The following is a 26,372-nucleotide window of genomic DNA, read 5'->3' on the forward strand; positions in this document are numbered from 1 at the left end:
ATATAAAGGCAGAAGTTATCTTGTCCGACCTCACACAAGGCTGCTAGAATCCTTTTATTAGTTAGTTCACAGGCGGGAATATGATAATAAAAGCTAAAAGTCCGGCGGGTTTTGCCGAGGAGTACATCGTAAAATCTATCTGGAACGGGCATTTTGCGCCCGGCACTATTCTACCCGCTGAACGAGAGCTGTCTGAACTCATTGGCGTAACGCGAACCACCCTGCGTGAAGTGCTGCAGCGTCTGGCGCGCGACGGCTGGCTGACCATTCAGCACGGCAAGCCCACCAAAGTGAATAACTTTTGGGAAACCTCCGGCCTGAATATTTTAGAAACTCTGGCTCGCCTTGACGAAGACGGTATGCCGGAGCTAGTCGACCAGTTGTTGTCTGCCCGCACCAATATTAGCGCCATTTATATTCGCGCAGCTATTCGTCATAACCCTAAGCGAGTTCTGGAGCTACTGGAACCCACCAGCGAACTGGAAGACAACAAAAAAACCTTTGCCGAGTTCGACTATCAGTTGAACCACGACTTAGCTATGGCCTCCGGTAACCCCATTTATGTACTGGTACTGAACGGCTTTAAAGGCCTGTACTCGCGTATTGGACAATATTACTTTTCGTCGTCCGAAGCCCGCCAGCTGGCCCGCGACTACTATGAAAACTTAATAGCCGTAACCCACGAAGGTGACTACAACGAGTCCGTTAATCTGGTTCGCCGCTACGGTTACGAGTCCGCTGAAATTTGGCATAGCCTGCGTGGAGATATGCCGGATGATTTGGTGGGTTGATTAAGCTGGTTTTCCGGCTTTTCTGATAAAAACTGATTTTGTTAATTAATGCCTGATGGCTCTTTTTGAGTTATCAGGCATTTTTTGTTGTTGCTTTTCATTTTTAACCCGTTTAGTGTCAGTTACATACGTGAATTGTAAAGACTGATATTGCGCACTTTAAAATGGCTAAATGAGCATGCTCACTTTGTTTTTGTCTTTTACTGCTATTTTTTTGAGAAAAATTTGATTTATTAAATAGTTGCGAAGAAAAATCAGAGATTTAATGAATTACAAAGTGCGCATGCACAATATACAAATGTTAGGTGCCTTACATGACTACAACTTTAGACATTGTCGATACTGCAGTAAAAATCGGTCTGGGTGCACTTATTGCAGGCATTACCAGTTATGTAATTACTCTGCGAAACCAGGGCTTTGAACGGCAAAAGGAGATTGAAGTAGAGCGGAGAAATCTAAGTAAAGAATTGGCGTTGACGATAGAGAAGACAAATCACTTGATAGATGAATCAGCGTTTCATTTTCACCAACTTGATTACCAAGAATCTAAAAAATGCATAATTTCGGCTGAAAGAGAAATTAGTTCAGCCGGCGCACTCGCTAACCTTCTTGGCAGCGATGATCTCGTAAACGCCGTAGATGAAATGGCCGAATTGGTATTCGATATCTACAAAGAATTTAATAAAGATAGTCCAGATGAAGGCAGGCTTCACGATTTGGATAATGATATCAAGGAGAAGAAAAAGCTGGTCTACCCTCATATAAGAGATGCGTATTGTGCGGCCAGCACCTAACAAGGCGTTGCAGTGGACGACCAACACTCCGTGCCTTCATGCGCAATGTGCTTCGCACATTTTATCGCGCAAGTCGGCACTCCATTCCGGCCGCCACTGAACTTGGCGTTATAAATAGGAGCAGCAGTGATAGATCTTGTGGAATCGTGGATTGACGAAACGAATCATTCCTATCGGAACAAACGCAGATCCTGCTCCACTTTTGAGCAGGTTTTCAAAGGGTTTTATTCCCCTAAGTTTTTAAGCTCATCATATTTCGTTGTTGTGGACAGCCTTCCCACACCTGATTTTCAGCAGCTTCGGGATGAGGGGCTTGGCGACTTTCTTGATGGGGATTTTGACGGTATAACTTACAAGGACACGTACTATCTTCTTCCACATGCCGCCGAGAACATAAACATCCATTTTCACGAGCTTGTCCACGTCATTCAGTGGAGAGAGCTTACCGCCAAGGGATTTATTCAACGGTATATCAGCGAAATGCAGACATACGGCTACGGGAGGCAAGCACCTCTTGAGGGTATGGCATATGGCTTGGAAGATCATTTCAAAGACGGACGACCACCCTTGGATATTGAGAGGCACGTCCCGAGCAATTTATAACAAATTGTTGTAGTTCGTTTCGGCCTGCGGCCTCCACCGGACGCCCCTGTCGGGGCGCCGCTAAACAAAAGCGTTATACACACTTACTACGCACCAATGTAGGATCATAATTACAATGACTGATAATTCTGTTAATGATGTTCTATTGTTCAATGAAAAGGCTGAATTATTGGGGAATTCGAGCTTTGCCAAAGCGATGCTACAAGAGGACTCAGGCGTTCTCTTTGAGTGCAGCGCGGAACGGGCTTATGAGGTTGTTTTAGTTGGCGCAGAGGGGGAATCTGTCGACGCGGCATTTTTAACATTGCGTATGTTCCTACAGAACAATGACAGAATATCGATCCATAATATTTCCAAAATATATGCTAATAGCAATGATTTTTCTTCCCATCGTACGGAATTCGAAGCTGTTCGAATCCAAATAAACAATTATCTAGATTCCCCTAATGGAATAGATTTCTTCGGGGAAAACTATACTAATAGAGAAATAATCGAACTATTACTGTACGGTAGTAAAGGTCACTCGAATCGAGAGAAAGAAGCTGATTTGAAAACTTTAATGGCCTTTGAGCCAGTAGCGAATATGTTTTTAAATCAGGTTAATGCAGCATCAGCGAATCTGGTTAAAGGAATTTTACTCCTTTCTGAAATTAATAAGAAAGTTTTGACTATTATCAGCAGTCAAAGTGTATAACAAAGCCATCAAGATTGACGCCTTTTCCGTTGTTTGGTTTATGGCTTAACGCTACGCTACCACAATCCAATCAACTCCAAAGCCGCAACTTATGGCGGCGTTATACGGACGACGGTGGGCGTAGCAGGCCGAGCGCATGAGTATTTATTTTTCAACCATTGCAGGAATGCCTGCGGCTAAAACCTTCTCTAAGAAGCAATACAATCCACCGAGCTGGTTATGAAGAGTAAGCGAGTATGGAAAACCGAAAATATTTCAAACACAGAATAGTTGAACTCGAAGCCGTTTATGAAAGTGCTGATGGCAATTTCGCAGTTCTTGAAGAGCTGGAAGAAGAATTGGCGCATAGATCAACCCAACGTGCTCGCAAGCTCCTAAAAAGTGTTCAAGATAGCCTCAGCGGTGAAGTGGTAAACTTTAGTGAGGTAAAGCCCGCTAATCCAATAGCTTCAACAACCGTCTCAGCTAATGAAGCTATTAGCGATGACAAGCCGATAGATTGGGATAAAGTAATCTCATCAGCTCCAGATGTGGTCGCCAATCTGAGCGATGAGGAATTGGAGCAAAAGCCACTCAATAATAATCCGCTAGATATTCTCAGTACTTGGACTGCTCTAGAAGCACTCTCTCCTCAATCATACAAAAAGCCGAAAGATTTAGTTGTTGGCAGAGGATCTGTTGCTTATTTGCGGCCCGGGCAAGAGCCTTGGCTTAAAGGCGAAAAATCGATTCCTAAAAATAACTTATATTATCTTGTCTATCTTGGCGCGGTTGATATGGAGAAGGCGACAGCTCAGTTGCTCAGCGTCTACCAAGACAAGCGTATAGAAAAGCCGCAAGTGAAAGGGCTTGCTGCTCTAGGCGTGATTTTACTCGATAAAAAAGGCGTGCCCGTTCCAGATACCGGTTTAGCCATCTCTAGTTTTGGCTGGGCTTATATGATGGCAATGAAGCAACGGCTGAGCGAGCTAAAATATTGGGACGTTGCAGAAACCTCGTTAAAAGAGGGTTTGGAAAAGATCATTTACAAGCAGAATGAAGAGGGAGAGGTTTTACCTTTTTCACTAGATAAGGCTCAGCAAGCTTTCAACTGGATTATTAGTAACTGTGAAATTCCAGAAAGTGAGTGTGTTGTTCCAAGCTTTGCTATCCGTTTGTATCAGCCGTTTAACAAAGGCGAGCCGGAAGCGCCTTTGCTAAATAGTTTTTATCTCGATGATTTGCAGCGATCGAAACAGGCTGTCGAAGCCGGATTATGTGGAAATGCTCTCTCACAGTTACTGGGCATAAACGAGCCTGAAGCAAAGCACGATGTATTAGAAGATAAAACGTATATTGAAAAAGCGCTTCAGCCTAAAAATATGCCTCTTGCTCGGTGGCCGGGGAAAGGTCGTCACTCACTTGTCCTTTTACAGCAATCGGCTGTTAATCTTGCTTTGCAAGAACTTGAAGATGACGGGCTGTTCTCTGTGAACGGCCCACCTGGGACAGGAAAAACGACTCTGCTTCGTGACGTGGTTTCAGCCGTGCTTATTAAACGGGCAAAAGCGTTGGTGAAGTTCCAAAATGCGGAAGATGCATTTGAGCATGCAGGGAAAATGAAGCTAGGCGCTAGCTTCCTGCATCTTTATAAGCTTGATGAATCACTGCGAGGTCATGAAATTCTTGTGGCTTCGTCAAATAACAAAGCCGTAGAGAATATCAGCAAAGAATTACCATTAAAATCACAGGTAGCTGAGGATATTGGTGATCTCAACTACTTCAAAACAATCAGCGATACTTTGGCTGGTGACGGCGAGGATAACGAAACATGGGGTGCAATTGCTGCCGTTCTTGGAAACTCGAAAAATCGAGGCGCTTTCGTTGATGCTGCTTGGTGGGACAAAAATTCAGGTTTGCAAAATTATTTTAAGTACATCACTGGGCAATTGAATTTTGAGGTCGATGATGATGGAAATGATATTATTCCAAAGATCATCAGTGAGTGTGACCCTCCACAAAATTTAGAAGAAGCAAAAACTAGGTGGGAAAAGGCAAGGAAAGAATTTAGTGCAGCTCTCGACGCTTCTGAAGAAATGACCTCTTCTGCGCAGGGTGCTTATGAGAACTATCATCTAGCCGGAAAATTAAAGGATGATCTTGCAAACAATAAAATCAAGCAAGCTGAATTGCAGGAGTTAATCTCTGGCGCAAAAGAACAAGAGACTGTTTTGTCTTCTGATCTTAATTTAGCTAAAGCTGATGTTCGTTCACAGGAAGATCAAGAAAAATTATCTCTATCTAAAAAGCCCGGTTTCTTTAAGCGAATATTTTCTCGGTCAGATTGGCGATCATGGAAGGAATATCATCACGAAGTTTTGTCCAGGCTCGCCTTACTAAGGCAGGTATATAAAGATATATTGGTTAAGTGTGAAGAGGCGGCACAAAAACTGAAGCAGCTCGAAACGCAGTTCGTGGAAGCGCAATCAAAAGAGAAGTCGTTAGAAAGAAAATTAAGCGATGCGCTATTAGAGCTAGAAAAATACTCCAGCATTTGTGGCGGTAAATTGGTTGCACCAGATTTATGGCTGCACTCTCACGAAGAGCAACAAGTATTTACGCCTAACTTTACGGATCAAGCGCAGCGTTTGCGTGATGATGTTTTTGTCGCCGCAGTTAAACTACACAAAGCTTTCATTGATGCTTCAAGTAAAAAGCTTCGCCAAAACTTGGCGGTTTATTTTGCGTGTTTAAAGGGTACTTCGCTTCCCGAAGACAGGCAGCATTTGTTATCTCATCTATGGTCGAGCGCGTTCTTAACTGTTCCTGTGATGTCTACCACCTTCGCGTCAGTAGGACGAATGCTGGAGCGTTTGCCTAAAGAAAGTTTAGGTTGGCTGCTGATAGATGAAGCAGGACAAGCCCCGCCTCAGCAAGCGATTGGGGCAATCTATAGAGCGAAGCGCGTAATGAGCGTTGGCGATCCTCTGCAAATTGAACCTGTCGTTATGCTTCCGCCTTCCATTGTTGAAAGCATATCGAAACATTTAGGTGTAGATCCTGATGATTGGGCTGCGCCTGAAGCCTCCGTTCAAACATTATCGGATGCAGCTAATATCTATGGCACAACAATTCCGAGGGATTTAAGTGAAATCAGAATTGGAACGCCGCTACTTGTTCATAGACGCTGTGAAGATCCGATGTTTTCAATATCAAACAAATTGGCCTATAGCGGTTTGATGGTTCATGCAAACGTCAGAAAGGAATCCGAGATTACAGACCTTTTTGATAGCCAGAGCGCTTGGTTCGATGTAAGAGGTGGGGCGCAAGAAAAGTGGTGTCCTGAAGAAGGTGAGCACGTATGCAAGATGCTCCTGCAAGCATGTGAGCACTTTGCGAATGATCCCGACATTTTTGTTATTACGCCGTTCAAAATCGTTGCTGAGAAAATGCGTTGGCGGATGGAAAATGAAAAAGACACGCTTGCCCAATTAGGCATTAGTGAACCGAGTGATTGGATTAGTTACAATATCGGTACAGTGCATACTTTTCAGGGGAAAGAAGCTAAAGCCGTTATTTTACTGCTTGGTGCTCCTAGTCCTGCTCAAGATGGTGCTAGACGCTGGGCAACGGGTAGTGTGAATTTATTGAACGTCGCAGTGTCCAGAGCAAAGCAAAACTTTTACGTGGTCGGAAATAAAGCTCTTTGGGGTGAGCTTGGATATATGAAACAGATAAGCCGATATGTGAGTTGATAATATAGAAGGCTTATTGAAAATTTATTTTTACGATGTCGGTGGGTTAGTTTTAGCTGATAGCACCTTTCGACAGTTTTATTTTCTGAATGCCCGCTTCTGGCCGAACTTGGACATAGAGAATATGGTTCAGGTCACGTATAACAAGCGCAAGCATTCGGAGCAATTTTCCACTTCGCTCCAAATTGCCCGGTGTTGCGAGCGTTAATTTTTTTGCTGATCCTCGTTGCTTATGCTGTAATACAATGTAGTCATCGGAATTGGAGGTGCAATCATGGGCGTCACTACCGTTCGTCTTCAGGCAGAAGTTGAACAACACTTGGAAGCAATCGCCGGCAAACTTCACCGGAGTAAAGGCTGGGTAATCAATCAGGCACTATCAGAATACATTGAAAAGCAGCAACGTGAGCAGGAACGTTGGCAGCAAACGCTCGGGGCAATGGAGTCGGCTGCCCAAGGAAAGGTAGTCGATGCCAGCGAGGTCCATGGTTGGCTCAATAGCTGGGGAACCGAAAACGAGCAGGATGCGCCGAGGTCAGCTAAGTGAAACTGGTTTACACGGATGAAGCCATTGAAGATTTGAAACGTCTCAGGGAGTTTATCGCAGTTTACAATCCTCCTGCGGCAGGCAGGATAGCCGCAGAGCTGGTTAGCAAAATTGGATTACTACCAGACTTCCCCAGAATGGGAGCACCGGTTGAATTGGCGCCGATACCTGATTCCATCCGTGACATGATTTTTGGCAAGTATGTTGTCCGCTATTCAGTACATGTGAGTGCTATCATCATTTTACGGTTATGGCATGAGCTGGAGGGTGAACGGTAGCAATTTAACCAAGCCGCTGTTGACGGACAAATTTTCCATCGCTGCGTGGTTCCTAAATTGCCGCAAAGCTTTGCGTTGGTATGACTTCTTTTACCAACTCTGAGCGAGTACAGTCCTGAACTGGGGAAAATATGGCTTTAACTGAATTTGAGGTTAAGAAAATAGAGAAGGCTGGAGAAGCATTCCTTGCTAAGCACAGGCCACCGGCAAGTATAAGAAGTGAGCTAGATATTGGCTGGTGCGTGGAAAAGCAATCTATTTTTATTTTTGAAACTCGACCAGTTTGGAATAATCCATCGGAATATCAGAATTTGGATATCGCGAAATCAACCTTTGTTCGCAGTCAGGGTGTCTGGAAAATTTACTGGATGCGGAGTGATTTAAAGTGGCATGCCTATGAGCCCAAAAGCCAGGTAAAAACAATTGACCAGGTCTTTAAAGTTGTAAGTGAAGACGAGTTTTGTTGTTTTTTTGGATAAGCCGTATAGTAAACCGCTAAGTTCTCCATTAAACAAGGCCATCATGGGAGGATAATCTATGGCAATTGACGAAGATAAAATCGACGAGTCCGTTTTGGCTTTGCTATATCTAACACTGCATGATGGCAGTCGAGCTTGGAAGTCTTTTGATTGGGATGCAATGAACCGACTTCATGAAAAAGGACTTATTGGTAATCCGGTCGGTAAGGCAAAGTCTGTTGTGTTCACCGAGGAAGGGTTAAAAGAGTCAGAGCGTTTGTTTCGGGAGTTATTTAGCGCTTAATTACTAAATGTCCACTAAGTGTCCACCCGTATGTTCAAAGGTTATGAGTTAAGGAGCTATTATTGAACTCAATGGATCTTAAACGGGCGGAAAAACTGTCTTTCAACTTACTCTTAGCCTCCGCAGCATTGGCTGTTGTTATTTTTCTAGTAGTAAGTTTGACTGGTGACGGTTGGGCTAAAATTGCTGGTTTTTTTATGGGATTTTGTGTTGGCGGCTTTTTGGCTGTAGTTCCAGCCCTATATTCTGGTTATATTCTAGTAAAAACGAATGCGAATTCAGCTAACCTAAGGTCAGTTTTAGCACTCTCAGTTGTGTGGTTTATGACAGTATGCGCCTTATATGTCTTTTAGAAGATAACAAATTATGACAGCCCTTATAGCCGTAATTGTTGTTTTGGTACTCGTAACAGCTGTCTACAAGCTGGAGGCGCGCAATGTCAGAAATAGATGAAACACACCTGAAAGTATCAAACGCTTGCGCCGAGACACAAGCCAAATTTGCTTCCTACCCGGTAGAGGCACAAAGGCAGCTTGAAAATGTTCGCAGCCTAATTTTTTCAGTAGCCGAAGAAAATGCTTTGGGCGCGGTTGAAGAGACTCTCAAGTGGGGTGAGCCTAGCTATCTAGTGAAGGGCGGTAGTACCATTCGAATGGACTGGAAGCCAAAAGATCCCGATGTCATTAGGGTTTACTTTCATTGTCAGACTGTCTTGGTCGAAACCTTTAAAGAGATCTACCCGGATGAATTCCAGTACGAAGGAAAAAGAGCTATTGTCATCCCCTTAAGTGCGTATCCTGCGAGCGGACCATTAAGTCATTGCCTCCAGATGGCGCTGAAATACCATAGCTTGAAGCAACGACCATTACTTGGAGCTTGAGTTGGTGACACTCGCAGTAGTATTAAATTTCGGGAGGTTTCGGTGATTATCAGGAGAATGGAAGAGAGGGATCTTGAAGCTGTAAGCGCTATCTGCCTTGCCTCGTTTCTTCAATCTGTAGCTGATACCTTGTCTGATGAGGGCAACAAAAAAGAAAAGGAGTATCGAATGGAGTATTTTTACTTACTAAGCTTATTAGGGCCGCTTTCATTAGTTGTTGTTCTCTTTATGCTTCGCTCATCGCGTTTAAATAATCCCGAACATGTTTTGCAAGAAACGGGAGACTCTGTACGGATTCTTCATACTCCTTTGGCCAGGGTCGTGCCTTCGCTGGGGAAACTCATTAACAAACACAAGGTAGCTCGTATTCAGAAAGCTGACAGAATTGTGACCGTTTTCAATCAAAGCTCAAATGCAATTGATATCACTCTGTCGAAAAAGCATACCGACGTGGTGTTTAACCGAGCTGGCTCGTTATTTCCAAATGCTGAGAAAGTGGTTATCAATAGCTAGTAGTGAGCATACTTGGGCTGGTCAATGCTGCTCTGGAAAAAGATTAAACTTTAACCAGTAGCTGCCGTTAACAAGTTACGGGCTATACTAAAATCAAGCTATAGCCGAACTTTTCAGGAGCAATATTATGTCAATTACTACAGGTAATAGCACCTCTGTAACGGGCTCTGGTAAGCAGAACAGCACTGCAAAAACCGACGATAACCGTAACAGCATGAAAGAGATGGCAGCGCAGTCTAAGCAGGCAAACAACGCCGGCATTTTGCGTGCTCATGAACGGGTATCGCTGAACAGTAATAATGACTCGCTCAGCTTACTGTATAAAACGGCGCTGGAAGGCATTAACGCCGAGCTAGAACCAGTAATGGGCAAAAACGCCACGCAGAAAATTTACGATTCCGGTGTTGATACTTCTTCTGAGGCTACGGCTGATCGCATTGTTTCTTTTGCCACCAATTTTTATGGTCGTTACAAAGAAATGAACCCGGGCGAATCGGAAGAAGACACTCTGAATAACTTCATGGAAGCTATTACTGGCGGTATTGAAAAAGGCTTTAGCGACGCCAAAAATATTCTTACAGGCTTACAAGCGTATGAAGGCGAAGTCGAAAGTGGTGTCGACAAAACCTACGATTTAGTCATGAAAGGCCTGGACAATTTCCGCGAGAAAATGCTGGAACAGACGGCTAAGTCAGAAGAGTCTGATAACAGCGCTGAGAACTAACCTCAGCGCTTTGCTCCCCGAATACACCTCTGCTAAGTACTTTCGATAAGTTCAGCACCTAACCCTTGAATTGTTGATATAAAGAGTCATCAAGTTAAGTAAAGGTGCTGGTAATGTTTTAATTTCAACAGGTAAGATAGTCCCCTTCGACTCTATGGAATACAGAGGACATACCGTTGACGCCCCCTGAGCACAACACAGATATTGTAGGAAAGTTTATTGATGTGTCTTTGTATCGGGAACTTGCAAAAACAATACCGGATAAAAATCTGAAAATTATTGAACAGATTCCCCAGAAAGATAAAGAGCAGATAGTTAATGCTTACAAACCCTACCTTAATGGCATGGAGCTCAACCCTTTTGCCGTCACCTTAGGCGATAACGTGCTTTTTACAAATTCCGTTGGTACTGTTTACTACGTTGATTTTGACTTTGGTGTTTTCGATATAGGCAGGTCTCTCGATGAGTTTGTCGCTGAGTTGAAGAGTAGGTTATGAAACACGAACTATGGACTGAAGGTGAAAAGTCACAGACGTTTTGTCTTTCCGGCCGCCGTGGTGACAGTGCCCGTGGCTTGTTAGAGCCTGGAGCGAAACTTACCTGGACCTGTGAAGCCGCATCTTACTTTGAAGCTATGACCAAATATTACGAGTATATGGGCTGGGGAGAATACATAAGTGGCTTTCCGGAGCAGGATAAAAAGACATATAAAGAGCTGGGCTGGGAATGAAACTGAGTATTGGAATAATCATCGCTATTTGCCTGGTGATATTGGGTCTATGGGCTGCCGATATTGCTAGTGATCGCGGCAATAAAGTAAAAATTACGGAAGCTGTCTCGGCATACAGCAATTGGGAATGTGGCTACTCCAATAAGTCGGCATGCAACGTTGTATTCGATGTTCCGGCCGGAACTGCTCATGACGTTAAACGTATACGATACGGCAAAGACTTTATGGCCATTCAGATTAACCAGGATGGTTTAAGCGGCTGGGTATTTTCAGGGACAGGAGTGCAAACCTTTGCGAAACCAAGTAGTTAATCAATTTCACTATTGCGTTTCTGTTCAACGTCGAGGACGCCATGTTTAAGCGATTACGTAATTGGTTTGAGAACAGACGCATTAGAAAAATGGGTTTCACAGAAAGTGAATGGGAGTCAGCGGTAGCAGACTGGCCGGTAATGGCGCGCTATCAAGGGGCGGAGCGCGATGCTCTGCGAGATATGGCGTTCCGTTTTCTGGTTCGTAAAAACTTTGCCTCAGGCGGGGATTTTCAGTTCACCGATGCGATGTGCCTAAAAATAGCGACCATGGCCTGCGTACCTGTTCTGCACCTTGGGTTAGATTGGTACGATCATTTATATAGCATTATTCTTTATGAAGGGGACTTTGTTCCTAATCGTCCGTATCGTAGCGACGACGGCGTTGTTCACCCTCAAAGCCCTGGGTTAAGCGGTGAAGCATGGCTGCGTGGTCCGTTAATTCTCTCCTGGCAGTCGGTATGTCAAACAGGGCCTCATGCTCGTCATGGAAAAGCCAGTAATGTTGTTATTCATGAGTTTGCTCATAAACTCGATATGTTGCGCGATGGTGCTAACGGTGCGCCGCCTATGCATCCGGATATGAAGCCCGGCGAATGGCACGATATTTTTTCGGCGGCCTGGGAGAGGTTGCAGAGCGATTCTATCCATCATAGGCCGTTACCGCTTGATGGCTATTCGTTAACCAGCCCGGCTGAATTTTTCGCGGTATGTAGCGAAACCTTTTTTGAAGACCCTCAGAACATGAAAGAGCACATGCCCGAGGTTTACCGGTTGTTATGTCAGTTCTATCGACAGCGTCCTTGCTGACGAATATTGCTGTGCTCCAACAGCGCGGGCGGCTTAATCCGTTGTAACAGCAAGTTCCATGGCAATCCGTTCGCCTTCTACTGAATCGACTTCCTGAGGCTCTCTAATACGCACCCGGTCAGCAGATATACCGCTCTTAGGATTGTTGACCAAAGCGTCGCGTACAGCCTCTGCACGTGCATTTGCAATGGCTTTGAACTCCTCATTTGTAATCGACTGCGCTGCTATAACCTTTTCAGCTAAGTGGTTTCGATAGGCCAGTGCATCGAATTTCGCTTCATCGGATGATTCACTTTGTTTTTCAGTGAAACGGTCTTTCAGGGCTTTGAGTTCTGTGTCCGGATAATGAGAGGAAAATATTGCCTCCATAGCGTCCTGACTCGACTCGCTTGTCAGGCTTGGCTCCTCTACCTCTCTTCCTTCTTCCGCCAGACGTTGCTGTAAAACTTTCGTTGCTTTATCTTCTTTCAGAGCCGGAGCATCGAAAGCCCGGTTGAATGGACCGGCTAGTTCGAGAGCCAGAGCAGGACGTTCATTGAGGGCCTCACGAAGCTTAGCGAGGCGTTCACGCTGGGGAGGGAGTAAATTGGTACGCCCCTCCGGAAACTCGACTTTACCCATTTCTTCTGAGTCCGCGCCCACAAGGTTAGCCAAAAAGCTGAAAGGTGCGGTAACGACGGACTTAATAGCGTCCCCAACGGCCTGTTGAATAACTTTGCCAAAGTCGAACTTCGGGTTGCCAACATCCCCACTCACCGGAAGGTTTAGGTCAATGACACCGTCGCTGTCCTGCAGCAATGCAATGGCGAGGTCCAGGGGGAGATCCATCGCGTCGCTGGATTCCATTTTTTCGCCCAGTTTCAGGTCATGTAGCACCAAGTTATTTTGTCCGTCTAGCTTCTCCTCATTAACGGTGTAGTCGAGATCAAGATCCATCGTGCCGTCTGCTATTTTTCGGCCAGCGAAGTTCACGGTATAAGGAGAGTACTCCGGGATCTGAAGGTTACGGAATCTGACATTAATAGTCGTCTGGCGCGTTGGATGCCAGGCGTGAACGGTACCGTTTACCTGTGCCAGGCCATATTCTGCAACCTCACCTTCAAGCTTCACCCGTGCCGGCTCAGACGAATCGGAACTCAAAGTCGATACCTCTCCGCTTAGTGTGTGAATACTTGTAGAGAAGGGCAGCGGCAGAGAGTTATCGGAAAACTGAATGTCGCCGTCAGACAGCTCAACACCTTCTATAGTGATACCGAACGGTTTGGTTTCCTCGCTTTTACTCGTATCGTCTTTTGTGTCGGCCGGCGCATCAACGACAAGTTGTCCGAAGTTAGTGGTTTTGTCCTGGTTAATGACCACCCGACCGGACAAGCCTTTAACGACAATGGGCGCTGTTTCAATCTCGTTGTTTGCTATGTTCAAATCAAACTGTTCGGTTTTAAGGCTATCCCATCCAAGGAGAGTCTCGTCGTTAGAGGCTTCTTTGATGTTCAGTGTATTAATGCTGGCAGAGCCTTTAAAAGCAAAAGGTTGTTGTGCATTGGTACTCATTTTCCCATTCAGGGTCAGTGTTCCGTTTTCAAGCTGCACGTTCATAAATTGCTGCAGGTAAGGGGCTGCCTGCTTAAACGCCAACTCGTTAATTTCGGCATTTCCTTCCAGAGCTGGGCTCGGCAATAATTGAAAAGTTCCGTTGAAGGCGAGTTTACCGCCCTTTGTAAGCTGACCATTCAGGCGTATCGGGAAGCTCGCGTCATTTTGTAGGGTGAAATCTTTTACGGAAAGGCCTATGTTCTGCAGAGCCAGTGACACCTGTTTGGGTTCGGCATCGTCAGCAGCTGTTACGTCTTTTAGATTGTCAGCAAAACGCAGAACACCGTTCTCCAACTTAAAGTCTCTGATGCGTAAGGCAGGCATTTCCGCAGATTCTTTTTTCTCCGATTTTGGGCCAGAGCGTTCGGCGGTGAGACGGGATAAGCGCGTTTCACCTGAGGCAAAGCGTTCTTCCTGAATCATTAGCTTGTCTATGCGAATTGTTTCGAAAGTCCAGGTTTGGTCAATAATGCTCGACCATTCCAGGTTGACGAACAGATTGCCCCAGCCAAGTAACTGCCGGTCATCTTTGTCATTTAGCGTAACGCCGTTCATTCTAAGCGTTAGTGTATACGGGTTAGTGTGCACCGACTCTATGCGCAACTCACGGCCAAAATCTTCTTTAGCAGTATTCACCGCAACGTACTGGATTACCCAGGGTAGGGCAAAAAAGCCCAGCAAGGTGTAGAGAATAATCAGTACCAACAGCCAGAACCGAATGCGACGCGGGGAGGCCCATTTTTCTCGCAGATAGTTGCCGATTTGACCAAGTGAGCTGCCGTGCATAATAGAGCCTCCGTTAAAGCGAGTAATAATGCACAGTGTAGCCGCCCGAGCGGCCAGCGTCACTTTCGTGTAACGTAAATTTTATTGCGGTACTCTTGCTGGCTATGGTGTAGTAAATAGTTGTGGAAGCCAAGGACTGTCGAAGCACCATTTCCACAGATGCCCGTTAATTAAGCCATAGAATAAAAACGCAGCGCCAGACCTTTTGGAGACAACATGAAAATTAGCTTACTCGTGCTTTTTATATTGAGCTTTGCCGTTCCCGTTTGTGCGGAGACTCAGGAGCGCTCTGATTGGGGAAGCGTATTTGAAAAATATGAAGTCCAGGGCACCATTGTCGTAGTCGATGGACGTGATAGCGAGCAGACGACTCTGGTGTTTGATAAAGAAAGAGCTGCAAAACGGTTTTCGCCAGCCTCAACATTTAAGATCCCACACACACTTTTGGCCCTTGATGCTGGCGTCGTTCAGGATGAGTTTGAGGTGTTTAAATGGGATGGCGTGGAGCGAAATTTTGCCGGACATAATAGTGACCAGAACCTGCGCTCAGCTATACGTAACTCGACTGTTTGGGTTTATCAGCAGTTTGCGGAGGATATTGGAGCCGAAAAAGCGAAAAGCTACTTAAAGCGCATTGATTATGGAAATGCAGACCCGTCTGACGATGTCCGTAATTATTGGCTGGATGGTCAGTTGGCTATTTCTGCCAATGAACAGATTGCCTTTTTGCAAAGGCTCTACCGTAACGAGCTGCCTTTTGCGGCAGAACATCAACGGCTAATAAAAGATCTGATGATTGTTGAAGCTGATCGGAACTGGATTTTGCGAGCAAAAACCGGTTGGGAAGGCAGTTTTGGCTGGTGGGTAGGCTGGGTGGAATGGCCTGAAGGTCCGGTGTTTTTCGCATTGAACATAGACACACCGAACCGGATAGCTGATCTTGCAAAACGCAAAAAAATCACACGTGAGATTTTGACTTCTATTAATGCCTTACCGGGCCGTACAGCTGAAAAAAATAGTCAACTTCGTTGAAGTGGCGCAACAGAAAAAGTATAAGAAATGAAATATGAACATTGAAATTGAAAATTACTATGAGTTGTTGGCCTTACATAAGACGCTAATGGCAGTTGAAGACCCTGATCGAAACAGTGACGATTAAAATTTAAACTAAGGACTTGCACATGCGTACCTGGATTTATACCGTGTTTACCGTTTTTCTATTCGGGCTGACAGCCTCAGCTACTGCTGACGAGCACGCCCCGAAATACGACGCTCGCTTAAGTAGTTATTCTTACCCTTTTGAAGTTCATACCTTTGAATTTGACAGCCAGCGACAGAAACTGGAAATGGCTTATATGCACTTACCGGCGAAAGGCGAACAGCCGACGGTTTTGTTGCTGCATGGAAAAAATTTCGCAGCCGATTATTGGGAAAAGACCGCTAATTATCTTCACGAAAAAGGCTACGGGGTACTTATGCCGGATCAAATCGGTTTTGGTAAGTCCTCTAAACCGGAGCATTATCAGTTTTCCTTCGAAGCTCTGGCAGATAACACTAAAGGGTTAGTGGAGTCGCTTGGAATCGATAAGCTTGTTGTGATGGGTCATTCCATGGGCGGCATGCTGGCTACCCGCTATGCCCTGAACCACGCCGACAATGTCGAGAAACTGGTGTTGGTTAACCCGGTTGGCCTGGAAGACTATTTGCATTATGTGCAATACAAAGATCCGGCCTTCTTTTATGAGAACGAGCAGGGCAAAACCATTGATAAAGTTCGGGCCTACCAGAAGAAAAATTACTATGACGGTAAATGGTCAGAGGATTACGAAGCGTTAATTAAAATTCACGAAGGCTGGATAAACGGCGATGACTGGGATCTGGTAGCCTGGAATAACGCGTTGACTTACGACATGATTTTTACCGGTAATGTATCTAACGAGTTTGACCAATTAACGGTACCAACGCATTTAATTCTGGGAACCCGTGACACCACCGGCCCCGGGCGTGGCTGGAAAAAAGACGGCGTTGATTATAAGCTGGGCCGCTACGACCAATTAGGCGAAATAGTGGTTGAGCAAATTCCTGATGGTTATTTGTATGAGCTGGAAGGCCTTGGTCATATGCCGCAGTTTGAAGCGTTTGACCGTTATCGCGAGCAGTTGGATAATATATTTTAGTAACAAAAAAGGCGCCAAACGGCGCCTTTTTTAATCATTCACAAGTTTGCCTTAAGCAAAGTTCTTGTTTACGAAGTCCCAGTTTACCAGCTTCCAGAAAGCTTCTAAGTAGTTAGGACGAGAGTTACGGTAGTCGATGTAGTAAGCGTGTTCCCACACATCAACAGTTAACAGTGGCTCTACGCCATCGTGCGCAACTGGGGTATCTGCGTCGTCTGTGTTGAACAGGTCAACAGAACCGTCAGATTTTTTCACCAGCCATGTCCAGCCAGAACCGAAGTTGCCGGCAGCGCTTGCGTTGAACTCTTCTTTAAATTTGTCGAAAGAACCGAATTTAGCGTTAATTGCGTCAGCAATCGCGCCTGTTGGTTCGCCGCCGCCGTTCGGGCTTAGGCAGTTCCAGTAGAAAGTGTGGTTCCATACCTGTGCAGCGTTGTTGAACAGGCCGCCTTTTTCAGACTTAATAATGTCTTCCAGAGACTTGCTTTCAAGGTCGGTACCTTTAACCGCATCGTTCAGTTTGCTCACGTAAGTTGCGTGATGCTTACCATAATGGTATTCCAGAGTTTCTTCTGAAATGTGCGGCGCCAGAGCGTTTTTCTCGTATGGAAGAGCCGGTAGTTCAAATGCCATAATTTTTTCTCTCCGTTCTTTATGAGTGCAAATGTGCGACCTGCACGTTAACTTGTGCAGGTTCTTTCTTGTTATACCTTACGATATATAGGGCTGACTGGATTGCTTTTCAAGGAAATCTTCCAATTTAGGACAAAACTTTATAGGCTGTGTTAAAATACCTGAGTGTTTTAATCAACCATTATATTAAGCAGAGGTGTTATGGAAACGGTTGACAGAATTAAGCAGCAAATCGAAGAAAACCCAATCCTGTTGTACATGAAAGGCTCTCCGAAGTTGCCTAGCTGTGGTTTCTCTTCACAAGCATCACAAGCCTTAATGGGCTGTGGGCAGGCATTTGCTTACGTTGATATCCTGCAAAACCCGGATATCCGTGCAGAACTGCCTAAGTACGCAAACTGGCCAACTTTCCCGCAGCTTTGGGTTGAGGGTGAACTGGTCGGCGGTTGTGATATTATTATGGAAATGTTTCAGAACGGCGAACTGCAAGAATTGGTTTCTGAAGTTGCAGAGCGTCATCCGGAGCCTTCAGCGGAATAAGTAGCCTTCAGCTGAATAGAATTTAAGCAAATAGTAGACAGTCTGTAGTGAATGTCGTGAGTGACCTTGTTTTTTCATTGAGGCACCCCCATCACTACAGGTGAAGATTTAACACACTCAACATTAAATGGAGAGAATCGATGTCTGTATTAGTAGGTCGTAAGGCACCTGATTTTACTGCAGCAGCAGTATTAGGTTCAGGTGAAATTGTTGAAGATTTCAAACTGTCAGATGCCATCAAAGGCAAAAAAGCAGTGGTTTTCTTCTATCCGTTGGACTTCACTTTCGTATGTCCTTCAGAGCTAATCGCATTTGATAAACGTTTAGACGAATTCAAAAAACGTGGCGTAGAAGTCATCGGTGTATCAATTGACTCTCAGTTTACTCACAGCGCATGGCGTAATACGTCAACCGACGCTGGTGGTATTGGTCAGGTGAAATACCCGTTGGTTGCTGACGTTCGTCACAGCATTTGTAAAGCGTATGACGTTGAACACCCACAAGCTGGCGTTGCGTTCCGTGGTTCATTCTTAATTGATGAAGAAGGCATGGTTCGTCACCAGGTCGTTAACGACTTGCCATTAGGCCGTAACATCGACGAGATGCTGCGTATGGTTGACGCACTGAACTTCCACGAGAAGCACGGCGAAGTTTGCCCAGCAGGCTGGGAAGAAGGTAAAGAAGGCATGAAAGAAAACGCAGAAGGCGTAGCTTCTTACTTGTCTAAAAACGCTGACAAACTGTAAGCGTTTACTGAATTGAGAAAGCCGCTCGTTTGAGCGGCTTTTTTATGTCTGAATTTTGAGTGTACAGTTAACTTTTATCCTGACGTGATTCCGGCGGCCAGCCACCTAACTCCTTCCAGCGGTTAATCATCCAGCAATAGAGCTCTGCGGTGCGTTCGGTGTCATATAAGGCTGAGTGTGCTTGTTTACCGTCGAACTCAATACCGGCGGCCTGGCAGGCTTTAATCAGTACAGTTTGCCCTAAGGTCATTGCCGCCAGCGACGTGGTATCAAAACTAACAAAAGGATGAAACGGGTTACGTTTTAAATTGGCACGCTCAGAGGCGGCCATCATAAAGCCGTGATCAAAGTTTGAGTTATGTCCCACTAAAACACTCCGCTGACAACCTGCGGCTTTCTGTGCTTTTCGTATAGGCTTGAAAAGCTCACGCAGAGCTTCACCTTCCTCTACGGCGCCGCGCAAGGGGCAGTGCGGGTCAATACCGTTAAAGTCGATAGCCGCCTGTTCAATGTTGGCACCTTCGAAAGGTTTTACGTGGTAATGAACCGAATCGACCGGTTTGAGTATTCCGTCGTCATCGAAATCCAGCAAGACGGCAGCTATTTCCAGTAACGCATCGGTTTTTGCGTTAAACCCCGCTGTTTCGACATCGACGACTACCGGCATGTAGCCGCGAAAGCGTTGTTTCATAAGCGAGTTAGAGCTGTCTGACATAGAATTTCCGTAGTGAATAAAACATAACGCCATTATGCCAAAGATAACGGAGTTCTGCTTGCAGAAATACTAAAGCAACCGCAATGCTTGCCGATAACAGACTTATCAGAAATAAATCAGGGGCGCTTATGAAAAATTGGCCGATGTTGACTGCTGTTTCAGCCTCGCTGCTGCTATTAAGCGGGCAGGCACAAGCAAACTCAGTCAGGCACTACAGTGCAAACCTGGATAACTCCGCCTGGCAGATCAGTGAAAAGAACCGCTTAGCCTGTGAGATGGAACATGAAATTCCTCGCTACGGTAAGGTGCGGTTTCAAAGTGAAGCGAGTAAAGAACTTAACCTGCGCATGAAAATGGAGATGCAGAAGTTACCGGACAGCTATGGTGTGTCTGCTATTGAGTCGGTGCCTCCGCGCTGGCAGCCCGGTGAGTCCAGTTACCGCATTGGCAGTATGCAGCTGTACAAGCAATTTGACGGTGAGTTACGTAAGCAGCTTGCATGGACCTTGTTGAGCGAGCTGGATAAAGGTCGGTATCCTACGTTTTTCTATGATGACTGGTACAACAACCGTGATCAGGTGGCGGTGTCTTTGTCGTCGGTGAACTTTCGTCGTACTTATGATGACTTTATGAGCTGTGTAAATGCGCTATTGCCGTTTAGCTTTGACGATATTGCATACACGGTGCTGAACCATGAAGCCGACAGCGAAAAACTGACGATGGCTTCGCAACGAAAGCTTAAACAGATTAGCGACTATCTTCAGGTGGATAATGAGCTGGAACTGGTTCTGGTAGATGCTTATACCGATTCGCTTGGTGCACGTGGGCCAAACCAGGAATTAACCGAACAGCGCGCGAAAGAAATTCAGCAGTTTTTTATTGAGCGTGGCATAGACGCCGAGAGGATTAAAACCGTCGCTCATGGTGAAGATCGTCCGGTTAAATCCAACGACAATGAGATAAACCGTCAGATTAACCGCCGGGTTATTGTACAACTGACTAAACCGTCGTCGATTGAGCTGTAATAAGCTCAATCGCTGGTTTTTTCTTTAAACTCGCATAAGTCTTCAATAACGCAGGAACCACACCTTGGCTTGCGGGCTATGCAGGTGTAACGGCCATGCAGAATTAACCAGTGGTGTACATCGACTTTAAATTCCGTCGGCACCACTTTTATCAGCTTTTCTTCTACTTCTTTGACGTTTTTCCCCGGTGCCAGTTTGGTTCGGTTAGACACCCGGAATATGTGCGTATCCACGGCAATAGTCGGCCAGCCGAAGGCGGTATTTAAGACCACGTTTGCGGTTTTACGACCAACACCGGGCAGGGCTTCCAGCGCCGCTCTGTCTTCCGGTACTTCGCCACCGTATTGCTCGACCAAAATTTTACAGGTTTTGTAGGCGTTTTCGGCTTTGGAATTAAACAGGCCGATGGTTTTTATATATGCTTTTATGCCATCCACACCCAGAGCCAGCATTGTTTCTGCGGTAGGCGCTGCGAGAAAGAGTTTACGAGTGGCTTTATTAACCCCAACGTCGGTAGCCTGTGCGGATAACAAAACCGCAATCAATAACTGAAAAGGGGAGTTGTACTCCAGCTCTGTGGTTGGATTGGGGTTGTTGTCCCGTAGTCGGCTTAAAATTTCGTAACGCTTGGTTTTATTCATAATAAGTCATTTGTTGTTATATTTTTCAGGCAGTAACCCGTGCACGGGTTACGGTTTTCTTTTCAGCGCGGGCGCTGCGTACTGCATCTATTTTATTTTTCAACGCAATAATAAAGCCCATACCAATAAAGGCTCCGGGTGGCAGTATCGCCAGCAGTAATGGGTAATTCACCGTGAATAGCTCAATGCGCAACTGTGAAGCCCAGTCACCTAACAAGAGTTCTGCGCCATTAAACAGCGTGCCGTTACCTATAATCTCGCGTATTGCCCCGAGTACCACGAGCACTAAGGCAAAGCCTGCGCCCATTGCCAGTCCGTCGAAGGCGGCGCGTTGCCATGGGTTTTTCGAGGCGTAAGCTTCTGCGCGGCCAATAATGGCACAGTTGGTGACAATAAGCGGAATGAAAATACCCAACGACTGGTACAGCTGAAAGACGTAGGCGTTCATCAGTAATTGAATAATGGTAACAAAGGTGGCGATAACCATAACAAAGACCGGAATACGAATTTCCGATGGCACAAAGTCGCGCACCAGAGACACGGTAACGTTAGAGCCAACCAGAACAAACAAGGTGGCCAGTCCAAGACCCAGGGCATTGGTCACCGAAGCGGTAACCGCTAATAATGGGCATAAGCCTAATAGCTGAACTAACGCTGGGTTATTGTCCCATAAGCCTTGCTTGGTTAAATGTTTGTATTCATTCATTCCTGAACCTCCTGACAGTGAGGTAAGTCGGCATTAAATAGAACGTCAGCTTGTTGCTGAAGTTCTAAAGTCGCCCGTTTTACTGCCGAAACCACGGCGCGGGGTGTAATAGTGGCACCGGTAAATTGATCAAACATGCCGCCGTCGCGTTGTACCGCCCAGCGGTCGTCGTCTGCGCCGCGAACTTGCTTCTCAGCGAAGCTTTTTATCCAGTCGCTTTTTTCAACTTCAATTTTGTCGCCTAAGCCGGGAGTTTCCTGATGACGCAGAGTTCTTACGCCCAGGACTTCACCGCCGGGTTTAATGGCCACTAATAAACGAATGGCGCCGGAGTAGCCGTCGGGTGCAATAACTTCAGCGGCCAGCGCGGTCGGCTCTTCGTTAGCCCAGGCGCGGTACAAGGGTTGTGGCTTGCTGCTGCCTAATGCCGGGTTCTCCAGTAAACGACAGGACTGATACAAGTCGTTGTCGTGCATGGTTGGTGGTATCAGTTGGTTCAAAGTGCGCAATACCTGCTGTTGCTGCTGCATGGCAATTTTGTCTTCGGTCAGCACCTGCACACCAATAACCAGAGACGTGGCAACAACTGCGAATGCCGCCAACAATAAACCGTTTTTTTGCATACTGTTCAACGTCATTTCAGTCTCCGTGTCCGTAAACAACAGGCCGCGTATAACGGTCTATAAGCGGTACGCACATATTGGCAAGCAATACAGCAAAGGCGACTGCATCGGGGTAGCCGCCCCAACTGCGAATAACAAAAATTATGAAGCCAATAAGCAAGCCAAATATAACCCGTCCACGATTCGAGGTAGCGGCAGATACCGGGTCGGTGGCAATAAAGAAGGCACCTAACATTGTTGCTCCGCTTAAGGCGTGAACGATAGGTCCGGGCATCAGATCCGGGGCAAATATATGTGCGATAAACGCGGGTATGCAAAGACCACCAAGAAAGCCGAGTGGAATGTGCCAACTGATAATACGTTGCTGAATTAAGAGTAACCCACCGACGGAAAAGCCCAGGTTTATCCACTGCCAGCCGGCACCGGCAAAGTAACTGAATTCTGAGCGTTGATAAATTTCAGTCAAGGTATAACCCTGAGTCAGTCCGGTTTTTATACTGTCGAGCGGGGTTGCCATGGTGACCCCATCAATACCGGAGCGCAGCTGTTCAACGCTATAGCCTGCAGGCGTGTATTCAAATAATATGGTGTGCAACGTCTGCCATAAGTTAAGCGAATGCTCACTAAGGGCTGAAACCGGTAACCAGTTGGTCATTTGTACCGGGAATGACACCAGAAGAAGCACGTAACCAGCCATGGCCGGGTTAAATAAGTTTTGCCCCATGCCGCCATAAACATGTTTCACGACTACAATGGCGAATAACGTCCCTATAACAATGATCCACCAGGGCGCTAATGACGGAATGCTAATGGCCAGTAAAACGGCGGTAACTATGGCAGTATTGTCGCGCAATGCTGAAAATGCCGGGCGCTCCCGGGCTACAGTGCAGGCCATTTCGGCGGCAATTGCAGTCACCACGGCCAGAAGAATTTGAAACCAGATACCGGAGCCAAAAAAGTAGCTGTGCAACAGTACGCCGGGAACCAGTGCATAACAAACCCAGCGCATCATCTCGCTGGTGTTGCGCTGGTTATGCCCATGAGGGGACGATGCAATTCTGAAACTCATGACTCACTTCCTTTGGCTGAGTTGCTTTCTTCCGGGTTTTCTTTAGCAGCCTGAGCGGCCTTTTTAGCTTTAGCGCGGGCAATAGCGGCGGCAACCGCAGCTGATTTACCGGCCGGTTTCTCAGTGCCTTCGTCTGCTTTACTTTCCGGTTCGTCGCTGTTTTTCTGCTGCGCTTGTTGTTGCATTTCCTGCTGCATTTTTTTGCGTTCTTCGGCGGCTTTTCTGTGACGCTCTAAGCGTTCTTCTTTCTCACGCTCCAGCCGTTCCTGCCTTGCTTCGAAACGTTTACGGGCTTGTTCTGCCTTAGCCTTTTCGCGAGCAATATTACGTACTTCGGCTTTGGCCTTTCGGTAATAGTGCACCAGCGGTATCTCGCTGGGGCAGACATAAGCGCAGGCACCGCATTCAATGCAGTCGAACAAGTTGTGTTTTTCCAGAGACTCGTAGTCTTTGGCCTTGGCCAACCATTGCAATTGCTGCGGCTGCAATGTTGCCGGGCAGGCGTCGGCACAGGCGCCGCATCGAATACAGGCCAGTTCAGGTCCGGGAGAAGGAAGTTCCTTCTCCGTAGGTGCCAGAACACAGTTAGTGGTTTTTATGACCGGGACTTCCGTAATGGGAAGGGTGAAGCCCATCATTGGCCCGCCCATAATAATGCGTTGCTTTTTCTCCGGGGTAAAACCGGACTCATCCAGCAAATGCTGAATTGGCGTCCCTAATAAGGCCCACACGTTGCCCCGTTGTTTAAGAGACTCACCGGTCAGGGTAACCACTCGCTCTAATAATGGCTCACCATGAATAATTGCCCGTTTAACGGCATAAGCTGTGCCAACGTTTTGCATCAATAAACCGATATCCATCGGCAACTTGCCACTCGGTACCTGATGCCCGGTAAGCAGTTCAATCAGTTGTTTTTCCCCACCCGAAGGGTATTTGGTGGGCACTACCTTAAGCTGTATTTGCGGGTTGTCGTCAATGGCTTCTGCCATGGCCTTTATGGCCTCAGGTTTATTATCTTCAATAGCAAGCAGAACCGAGTCACAACGGGTTATGTACTGCAAAATGCGAATGCCGGCAACAATGTCATCGGCGTGTTCCTGCATTAAGCGATCGTCTGCGGCAATGTAAGGTTCGCACTCAACACCGTTTATAATAAGGTGTTTCAGAGGTTTTTGTTGCGCCAGTTTTTGAGCGGTAGGGAAACCTGCACCACCTAAACCGGCAATACCAGCTTCCTGAATCAGCTCCAGCAAGCGTGAAATTTCAACATCATGATAATCGGGCAGTGCATGCTTATTGCCCCAGCGGTCTTCGCCGTCCGGGTGAATGACAATAGCCTGTTCCGGCAAGCCCGATGCATGTGCCGTAGGGCGCTCCTCAATGGCGGCAATGGTGCCGGATGTTGGAGCGTGCAAGGGTAACCCCTGGCTTAATCCGGCTTCAGTTAAACGCTGACCTTTATCGACGCGCTCGCCGACCTTAACCAAAACCTTACCAGAAGGGCCGATGTGCTGGCGCACCGGCAAAATGAGTTCTTGCGGTAATGTAAGCTTGCGAATGGGCTGGCTGCTGGCCGGCTGCTTGCGCTCAGGAGGATGAACACCGCCAGGGAAGTGACCTATCACATTGGCGTTAAAGTCATGTTTGTTTGCCTGCACGTCGCTCATTCCACCACCTTAACCGGAATGCTATTGGCTTTTATGTTCTCTTTCACGGTATCCAAATCCCATTGCCAGGTTTCGGGTTTTGCTTTTACTTTCACCATGTCGATACAGTCGACCGGGCAAGGTTCAACACAAAGATCGCAGCCGGTACATTCATGTTCGATAACCGTGTGCATTTGTTTTGCTGCACCTAAAATGGCATCGACCGGGCAGGCTTGAATACATTTAGTGCAACCAATGCACTCGTCCTCGCGAATAACCGCGACTTTTTTAACGTCTTCTTCGCCATGAGCATCATCCAGAGGCTTGGCTTCTACGCCCATTAAATCGGCTAACTGTTTTATGGTCGCTTCGCCGCCCGGCGGGCATTTGTTAATGTCGTCACCGTCGGCGATGGCTTGTGCGTAGGGGCGGCAACCGGGGTAACCGCATTGGCCACATTGCGTTTGTGGCAGAATTTCATCAATTTGGTCGACAATAGGATCGCTTTCGACGCGGAACTTAACCGCGGCAAAGCCAAGAATCACTCCGAATATCAGCGCTAATATACCCAGCGCGATAACTGCTCCGAATAAACTCATTAAGCGCTCACCAATCCGCTAAAGCCCATAAAGGCAAGAGACATAAGCCCTGCGGTTATCATCGCAATAGCTGAACCTTTAAACGCTACCGGCACGTCGGCGGCAGCTAAGCGCTCACGCAGAGCTGAGAATAAAATAAGTACCAGTGAGAAACCAATAGCGGCCCCTAAGCCATAAACAATAGACTGCACAAAGTTGTGTTGCTCGTTGACGTTAAGCAGAGCAACACCCAAAACGGCACAGTTGGTGGTAATTAGAGGCAGGAAAATACCCAGTAACCGGTACAGCGTCGGGCTGGTTTTGTGTACCACCATTTCTGTAAATTGTACGACCACTGCAATAACCAGGATAAAGCTGAGCGTTTGCAGCGACATTAAGTCGAGCGGCTCAAGCAGGTATTGATTTACCAGGTAGCTACAGACAGAGGCCAGAGTCAGCACAAAGGTGGTCGCTGCTGACATGCCTATTGCCGTGTCCAGTTTGCCGGAAACGCCCATAAAGGGGCACAACCCCAGGAACTTCACCAGTACAAAGTTATTAACCAGCACGGTGCCTATCAGTAGCAGTAAGTAATCGGTCATTTACCTTTCCGGATACTGTGTTTAACAAAGACCGCATATTATCGGTGTTTTGGTCGCCATAAACAACAGACAGAGGGCATGTGTTTTGGAGAAAATTTGTGCATTGTCATACTTTCTTCACG

32 protein-coding genes are annotated in these 26,372 nt (G+C 46.4%); 22 read left to right on the forward strand and 10 right to left on the reverse strand.

The window, feature by feature from the left end; genetic code table 11:
* Positions 1 to 80 precede the first annotated feature (80 nt).
* The 17 genes from fadR to ACN0RF_RS00440 all read left to right on the forward strand — a co-directional run bounded on the left by fadR (position 81) and on the right by ACN0RF_RS00440 (position 12,170).
* Positions 81 to 791, forward strand: a complete 711-nt coding sequence (fadR, locus tag ACN0RF_RS00360; protein WP_417437650.1) for a fatty acid metabolism transcriptional regulator FadR — start codon at positions 81 to 83, stop codon at positions 789 to 791.
* A 314-nt stretch (positions 792 to 1,105) separates the two neighbouring features.
* Positions 1,106 to 1,585 (forward strand): hypothetical protein, encoded by a 480-nt coding sequence (locus tag ACN0RF_RS00365; RefSeq protein ID WP_417437651.1) that lies wholly within the window; start codon positions 1,106 to 1,108, stop codon positions 1,583 to 1,585.
* Positions 1,586 to 1,711: 126 nt separating this feature from the next.
* Entirely contained in the window at positions 1,712 to 2,188 is a 477-nt protein-coding gene (locus tag ACN0RF_RS00370) for a hypothetical protein (protein WP_417437652.1), read from the forward strand.
* Positions 2,189 to 2,303: 115 nt separating this feature from the next.
* Entirely contained in the window at positions 2,304 to 2,882 is a 579-nt protein-coding gene (locus ACN0RF_RS00375) for a hypothetical protein (RefSeq protein ID WP_417437653.1), read from the forward strand.
* A 236-nt stretch (positions 2,883 to 3,118) separates the two neighbouring features.
* Positions 3,119 to 6,616: a DEAD/DEAH box helicase gene (locus tag ACN0RF_RS00380; protein WP_417437654.1), complete on the forward strand. Its 3,498-nt coding sequence runs from the start codon at positions 3,119 to 3,121 to the stop codon at positions 6,614 to 6,616.
* Positions 6,617 to 6,890: 274 nt separating this feature from the next.
* Positions 6,891 to 7,163: a CopG family ribbon-helix-helix protein gene (locus tag ACN0RF_RS00385; RefSeq protein ID WP_417437655.1), complete on the forward strand. Its 273-nt coding sequence runs from the start codon at positions 6,891 to 6,893 to the stop codon at positions 7,161 to 7,163.
* Positions 7,160 to 7,441: a type II toxin-antitoxin system RelE/ParE family toxin gene (locus ACN0RF_RS00390; protein ID WP_417437656.1), complete on the forward strand. Its 282-nt coding sequence runs from the start codon at positions 7,160 to 7,162 to the stop codon at positions 7,439 to 7,441. Before ACN0RF_RS00385 ends, ACN0RF_RS00390 begins: the two co-directional genes overlap by 4 nt.
* A 131-nt stretch (positions 7,442 to 7,572) precedes the next feature.
* The gene (locus ACN0RF_RS00395; protein WP_417437657.1) at positions 7,573 to 7,920 is read left to right on the forward strand and encodes a DUF3024 domain-containing protein; all 348 of its coding nucleotides are present in this window, start codon (positions 7,573 to 7,575) and stop codon (positions 7,918 to 7,920) included.
* A 58-nt stretch (positions 7,921 to 7,978) separates the two neighbouring features.
* Positions 7,979 to 8,203, forward strand: a complete 225-nt coding sequence (locus tag ACN0RF_RS00400; RefSeq protein ID WP_417437658.1) for a DUF6429 family protein — start codon at positions 7,979 to 7,981, stop codon at positions 8,201 to 8,203.
* A gap of 62 nt (positions 8,204 to 8,265) precedes the next feature.
* Complete coding sequence (locus ACN0RF_RS00405; protein WP_417437659.1) at positions 8,266 to 8,556, forward strand: hypothetical protein; 291 nt, start codon at positions 8,266 to 8,268, stop codon at positions 8,554 to 8,556.
* An 83-nt stretch (positions 8,557 to 8,639) separates the two neighbouring features.
* The gene (locus tag ACN0RF_RS00410; RefSeq protein ID WP_417437660.1) at positions 8,640 to 9,083 is read left to right on the forward strand and encodes a DUF1801 domain-containing protein; all 444 of its coding nucleotides are present in this window, start codon (positions 8,640 to 8,642) and stop codon (positions 9,081 to 9,083) included.
* 57 nt (positions 9,084 to 9,140) lie between these two features.
* The gene (locus tag ACN0RF_RS00415) at positions 9,141 to 9,596 is read left to right on the forward strand and encodes a hypothetical protein (protein ID WP_417437661.1); all 456 of its coding nucleotides are present in this window, start codon (positions 9,141 to 9,143) and stop codon (positions 9,594 to 9,596) included.
* Positions 9,597 to 9,723: 127 nt separating this feature from the next.
* Positions 9,724 to 10,320, forward strand: a complete 597-nt coding sequence (locus tag ACN0RF_RS00420) for a DUF5610 domain-containing protein (protein ID WP_417437662.1) — start codon at positions 9,724 to 9,726, stop codon at positions 10,318 to 10,320.
* A gap of 176 nt (positions 10,321 to 10,496) precedes the next feature.
* Positions 10,497 to 10,817 (forward strand): hypothetical protein, encoded by a 321-nt coding sequence (locus tag ACN0RF_RS00425; protein ID WP_417437663.1) that lies wholly within the window; start codon positions 10,497 to 10,499, stop codon positions 10,815 to 10,817.
* Positions 10,814 to 11,050, forward strand: a complete 237-nt coding sequence (locus tag ACN0RF_RS00430) for a hypothetical protein (RefSeq protein ID WP_417437664.1) — start codon at positions 10,814 to 10,816, stop codon at positions 11,048 to 11,050. Before ACN0RF_RS00425 ends, ACN0RF_RS00430 begins: the two co-directional genes overlap by 4 nt.
* Positions 11,047 to 11,361 carry a hypothetical protein gene (locus ACN0RF_RS00435; protein WP_417437665.1) on the forward strand — a complete coding sequence of 105 codons (315 nt, stop codon included), beginning with the start codon at positions 11,047 to 11,049 and terminating at the stop codon, positions 11,359 to 11,361. The genes ACN0RF_RS00430 and ACN0RF_RS00435 overlap by 4 nt, the downstream gene beginning before the upstream one ends.
* Before the next feature lie 41 nt (positions 11,362 to 11,402).
* The gene (locus tag ACN0RF_RS00440; protein WP_414018945.1) at positions 11,403 to 12,170 is read left to right on the forward strand and encodes a zinc-dependent peptidase; all 768 of its coding nucleotides are present in this window, start codon (positions 11,403 to 11,405) and stop codon (positions 12,168 to 12,170) included.
* 33 nt (positions 12,171 to 12,203) lie between these two features.
* On the opposite strand, the gene ACN0RF_RS00445 is transcribed toward ACN0RF_RS00440, so the two are convergent.
* Positions 12,204 to 14,549: a DUF748 domain-containing protein gene (locus tag ACN0RF_RS00445; protein WP_417437666.1), complete on the reverse strand. Its 2,346-nt coding sequence runs from the start codon at positions 14,547 to 14,549 to the stop codon at positions 12,204 to 12,206.
* 216 nt (positions 14,550 to 14,765) lie between these two features.
* Here ACN0RF_RS00445 and blaOXA point away from each other — a divergent pair, with 216 nt between their 5' ends.
* Positions 14,766 to 15,581, forward strand: a complete 816-nt coding sequence (blaOXA, locus tag ACN0RF_RS00450) for a class D beta-lactamase (RefSeq protein WP_417437667.1) — start codon at positions 14,766 to 14,768, stop codon at positions 15,579 to 15,581.
* A gap of 149 nt (positions 15,582 to 15,730) precedes the next feature.
* Positions 15,731 to 16,726 carry an alpha/beta fold hydrolase gene (locus tag ACN0RF_RS00455; RefSeq protein ID WP_417437668.1) on the forward strand — a complete coding sequence of 332 codons (996 nt, stop codon included), beginning with the start codon at positions 15,731 to 15,733 and terminating at the stop codon, positions 16,724 to 16,726.
* A 51-nt stretch (positions 16,727 to 16,777) separates the two neighbouring features.
* Here the strand turns inward: ACN0RF_RS00455 and ACN0RF_RS00460 are convergent, their stop codons facing one another.
* Positions 16,778 to 17,359 carry a superoxide dismutase gene (locus tag ACN0RF_RS00460; protein WP_011235038.1) on the reverse strand — a complete coding sequence of 194 codons (582 nt, stop codon included), beginning with the start codon at positions 17,357 to 17,359 and terminating at the stop codon, positions 16,778 to 16,780.
* A gap of 201 nt (positions 17,360 to 17,560) precedes the next feature.
* On the opposite strand from ACN0RF_RS00460, the gene ACN0RF_RS00465 reads away from it, so the two are divergent.
* Complete coding sequence (locus ACN0RF_RS00465) at positions 17,561 to 17,899, forward strand: Grx4 family monothiol glutaredoxin (RefSeq protein WP_011235037.1); 339 nt, start codon at positions 17,561 to 17,563, stop codon at positions 17,897 to 17,899.
* Between the two features lie 140 nt (positions 17,900 to 18,039).
* Positions 18,040 to 18,645, forward strand: coding sequence for a peroxiredoxin (locus tag ACN0RF_RS00470; RefSeq protein WP_011235036.1), 606 nt, complete (start codon positions 18,040 to 18,042; stop codon positions 18,643 to 18,645).
* Between the two features lie 67 nt (positions 18,646 to 18,712).
* Here the strand turns inward: ACN0RF_RS00470 and rnt are convergent, their stop codons facing one another.
* Positions 18,713 to 19,360, reverse strand: a complete 648-nt coding sequence (gene rnt, locus ACN0RF_RS00475; protein WP_417437669.1) for a ribonuclease T — start codon at positions 19,358 to 19,360, stop codon at positions 18,713 to 18,715.
* A 128-nt stretch (positions 19,361 to 19,488) separates the two neighbouring features.
* Between rnt and ACN0RF_RS00480 the strand changes: the two genes are divergently transcribed.
* Positions 19,489 to 20,385, forward strand: coding sequence for an OmpA family protein (locus ACN0RF_RS00480; protein WP_417437670.1), 897 nt, complete (start codon positions 19,489 to 19,491; stop codon positions 20,383 to 20,385).
* 5 nt (positions 20,386 to 20,390) lie between these two features.
* Here ACN0RF_RS00480 and nth read toward each other — a convergent pair whose 3' ends face one another.
* From nth to rsxA, 7 genes are read right to left on the reverse strand one after another with little or no spacing between them, the layout of a single operon-like run.
* Entirely contained in the window at positions 20,391 to 21,026 is a 636-nt protein-coding gene (gene nth / locus ACN0RF_RS00485) for an endonuclease III (protein WP_417437671.1), read from the reverse strand.
* A gap of 25 nt (positions 21,027 to 21,051) precedes the next feature.
* Positions 21,052 to 21,732: an electron transport complex subunit E gene (locus ACN0RF_RS00490; RefSeq protein WP_273025003.1), complete on the reverse strand. Its 681-nt coding sequence runs from the start codon at positions 21,730 to 21,732 to the stop codon at positions 21,052 to 21,054.
* Positions 21,729 to 22,370, reverse strand: coding sequence for an electron transport complex subunit RsxG (rsxG, locus tag ACN0RF_RS00495; protein ID WP_417437672.1), 642 nt, complete (start codon positions 22,368 to 22,370; stop codon positions 21,729 to 21,731). The genes ACN0RF_RS00490 and rsxG overlap by 4 nt, the downstream gene beginning before the upstream one ends.
* Position 22,371: 1 nt before the next feature.
* Positions 22,372 to 23,424, reverse strand: a complete 1,053-nt coding sequence (rsxD, locus tag ACN0RF_RS00500) for an electron transport complex subunit RsxD (protein WP_417437673.1) — start codon at positions 23,422 to 23,424, stop codon at positions 22,372 to 22,374.
* The gene (rsxC, locus tag ACN0RF_RS00505) at positions 23,421 to 25,091 is read right to left on the reverse strand and encodes an electron transport complex subunit RsxC (protein WP_417437674.1); all 1,671 of its coding nucleotides are present in this window, start codon (positions 25,089 to 25,091) and stop codon (positions 23,421 to 23,423) included. The genes rsxD and rsxC overlap by 4 nt, the downstream gene beginning before the upstream one ends.
* Positions 25,088 to 25,669 (reverse strand): electron transport complex subunit RsxB, encoded by a 582-nt coding sequence (rsxB, locus tag ACN0RF_RS00510; protein ID WP_034821885.1) that lies wholly within the window; start codon positions 25,667 to 25,669, stop codon positions 25,088 to 25,090. Before rsxB ends, rsxC begins: the two co-directional genes overlap by 4 nt.
* Entirely contained in the window at positions 25,669 to 26,250 is a 582-nt protein-coding gene (gene rsxA / locus ACN0RF_RS00515) for an electron transport complex subunit RsxA (RefSeq protein ID WP_011235027.1), read from the reverse strand. The genes rsxB and rsxA overlap by 1 nt, the downstream gene beginning before the upstream one ends.
* Positions 26,251 to 26,372: the final 122 nt, after the last annotated feature.

The sequence above is a fragment of the Idiomarina sp. genome (assembly GCF_048260185.1).
In the GTDB taxonomy this organism is placed as follows: domain Bacteria; phylum Pseudomonadota; class Gammaproteobacteria; order Enterobacterales; family Alteromonadaceae; genus Idiomarina.

Excerpts from the sequence above, each read along its gene's own strand:
- ACN0RF_RS00395 (WP_417437657.1), top strand. The coding sequence starts at position 7,573 with ATGGCTTTAACTGAATTTGAGGTTAAGAAAATAGAGAAGGCTGGAGAA.
- rnt (WP_417437669.1), bottom strand. The coding sequence starts at position 19,360 with ATGTCAGACAGCTCTAACTCGCTTATGAAACAACGCTTTCGCGGCTAC.
- ACN0RF_RS00460 (WP_011235038.1), bottom strand. The coding sequence starts at position 17,359 with ATGGCATTTGAACTACCGGCTCTTCCATACGAGAAAAACGCTCTGGCG.
- rsxD (WP_417437673.1), bottom strand. The coding sequence starts at position 23,424 with ATGAGTTTCAGAATTGCATCGTCCCCTCATGGGCATAACCAGCGCAAC.
- nth (WP_417437671.1), bottom strand. The coding sequence starts at position 21,026 with ATGAATAAAACCAAGCGTTACGAAATTTTAAGCCGACTACGGGACAAC.
- ACN0RF_RS00400 (WP_417437658.1), top strand. The coding sequence starts at position 7,979 with ATGGCAATTGACGAAGATAAAATCGACGAGTCCGTTTTGGCTTTGCTA.
- ACN0RF_RS00470 (WP_011235036.1), top strand. The coding sequence starts at position 18,040 with ATGTCTGTATTAGTAGGTCGTAAGGCACCTGATTTTACTGCAGCAGCA.
- ACN0RF_RS00415 (WP_417437661.1), top strand. The coding sequence starts at position 9,141 with ATGGAAGAGAGGGATCTTGAAGCTGTAAGCGCTATCTGCCTTGCCTCG.
- ACN0RF_RS00440 (WP_414018945.1), top strand. The coding sequence starts at position 11,403 with ATGTTTAAGCGATTACGTAATTGGTTTGAGAACAGACGCATTAGAAAA.
- ACN0RF_RS00365 (WP_417437651.1), top strand. The coding sequence starts at position 1,106 with ATGACTACAACTTTAGACATTGTCGATACTGCAGTAAAAATCGGTCTG.
- ACN0RF_RS00455 (WP_417437668.1), top strand. The coding sequence starts at position 15,731 with ATGCGTACCTGGATTTATACCGTGTTTACCGTTTTTCTATTCGGGCTG.
- ACN0RF_RS00385 (WP_417437655.1), top strand. The coding sequence starts at position 6,891 with ATGGGCGTCACTACCGTTCGTCTTCAGGCAGAAGTTGAACAACACTTG.
- ACN0RF_RS00445 (WP_417437666.1), bottom strand. The coding sequence starts at position 14,549 with ATGCACGGCAGCTCACTTGGTCAAATCGGCAACTATCTGCGAGAAAAA.
- rsxA (WP_011235027.1), bottom strand. The coding sequence starts at position 26,250 with ATGACCGATTACTTACTGCTACTGATAGGCACCGTGCTGGTTAATAAC.
- ACN0RF_RS00380 (WP_417437654.1), top strand. The coding sequence starts at position 3,119 with ATGGAAAACCGAAAATATTTCAAACACAGAATAGTTGAACTCGAAGCC.
- ACN0RF_RS00465 (WP_011235037.1), top strand. The coding sequence starts at position 17,561 with ATGGAAACGGTTGACAGAATTAAGCAGCAAATCGAAGAAAACCCAATC.
- rsxB (WP_034821885.1), bottom strand. The coding sequence starts at position 25,669 with ATGAGTTTATTCGGAGCAGTTATCGCGCTGGGTATATTAGCGCTGATA.
- ACN0RF_RS00490 (WP_273025003.1), bottom strand. The coding sequence starts at position 21,732 with ATGAATGAATACAAACATTTAACCAAGCAAGGCTTATGGGACAATAAC.
- rsxC (WP_417437674.1), bottom strand. The coding sequence starts at position 25,091 with ATGAGCGACGTGCAGGCAAACAAACATGACTTTAACGCCAATGTGATA.
- fadR (WP_417437650.1), top strand. The coding sequence starts at position 81 with ATGATAATAAAAGCTAAAAGTCCGGCGGGTTTTGCCGAGGAGTACATC.
- blaOXA (WP_417437667.1), top strand. The coding sequence starts at position 14,766 with ATGAAAATTAGCTTACTCGTGCTTTTTATATTGAGCTTTGCCGTTCCC.
- ACN0RF_RS00480 (WP_417437670.1), top strand. The coding sequence starts at position 19,489 with ATGAAAAATTGGCCGATGTTGACTGCTGTTTCAGCCTCGCTGCTGCTA.
- ACN0RF_RS00410 (WP_417437660.1), top strand. The coding sequence starts at position 8,640 with ATGTCAGAAATAGATGAAACACACCTGAAAGTATCAAACGCTTGCGCC.
- ACN0RF_RS00430 (WP_417437664.1), top strand. The coding sequence starts at position 10,814 with ATGAAACACGAACTATGGACTGAAGGTGAAAAGTCACAGACGTTTTGT.
- ACN0RF_RS00375 (WP_417437653.1), top strand. The coding sequence starts at position 2,304 with ATGACTGATAATTCTGTTAATGATGTTCTATTGTTCAATGAAAAGGCT.
- ACN0RF_RS00420 (WP_417437662.1), top strand. The coding sequence starts at position 9,724 with ATGTCAATTACTACAGGTAATAGCACCTCTGTAACGGGCTCTGGTAAG.
- rsxG (WP_417437672.1), bottom strand. The coding sequence starts at position 22,370 with ATGACGTTGAACAGTATGCAAAAAAACGGTTTATTGTTGGCGGCATTC.
- ACN0RF_RS00435 (WP_417437665.1), top strand. The coding sequence starts at position 11,047 with ATGAAACTGAGTATTGGAATAATCATCGCTATTTGCCTGGTGATATTG.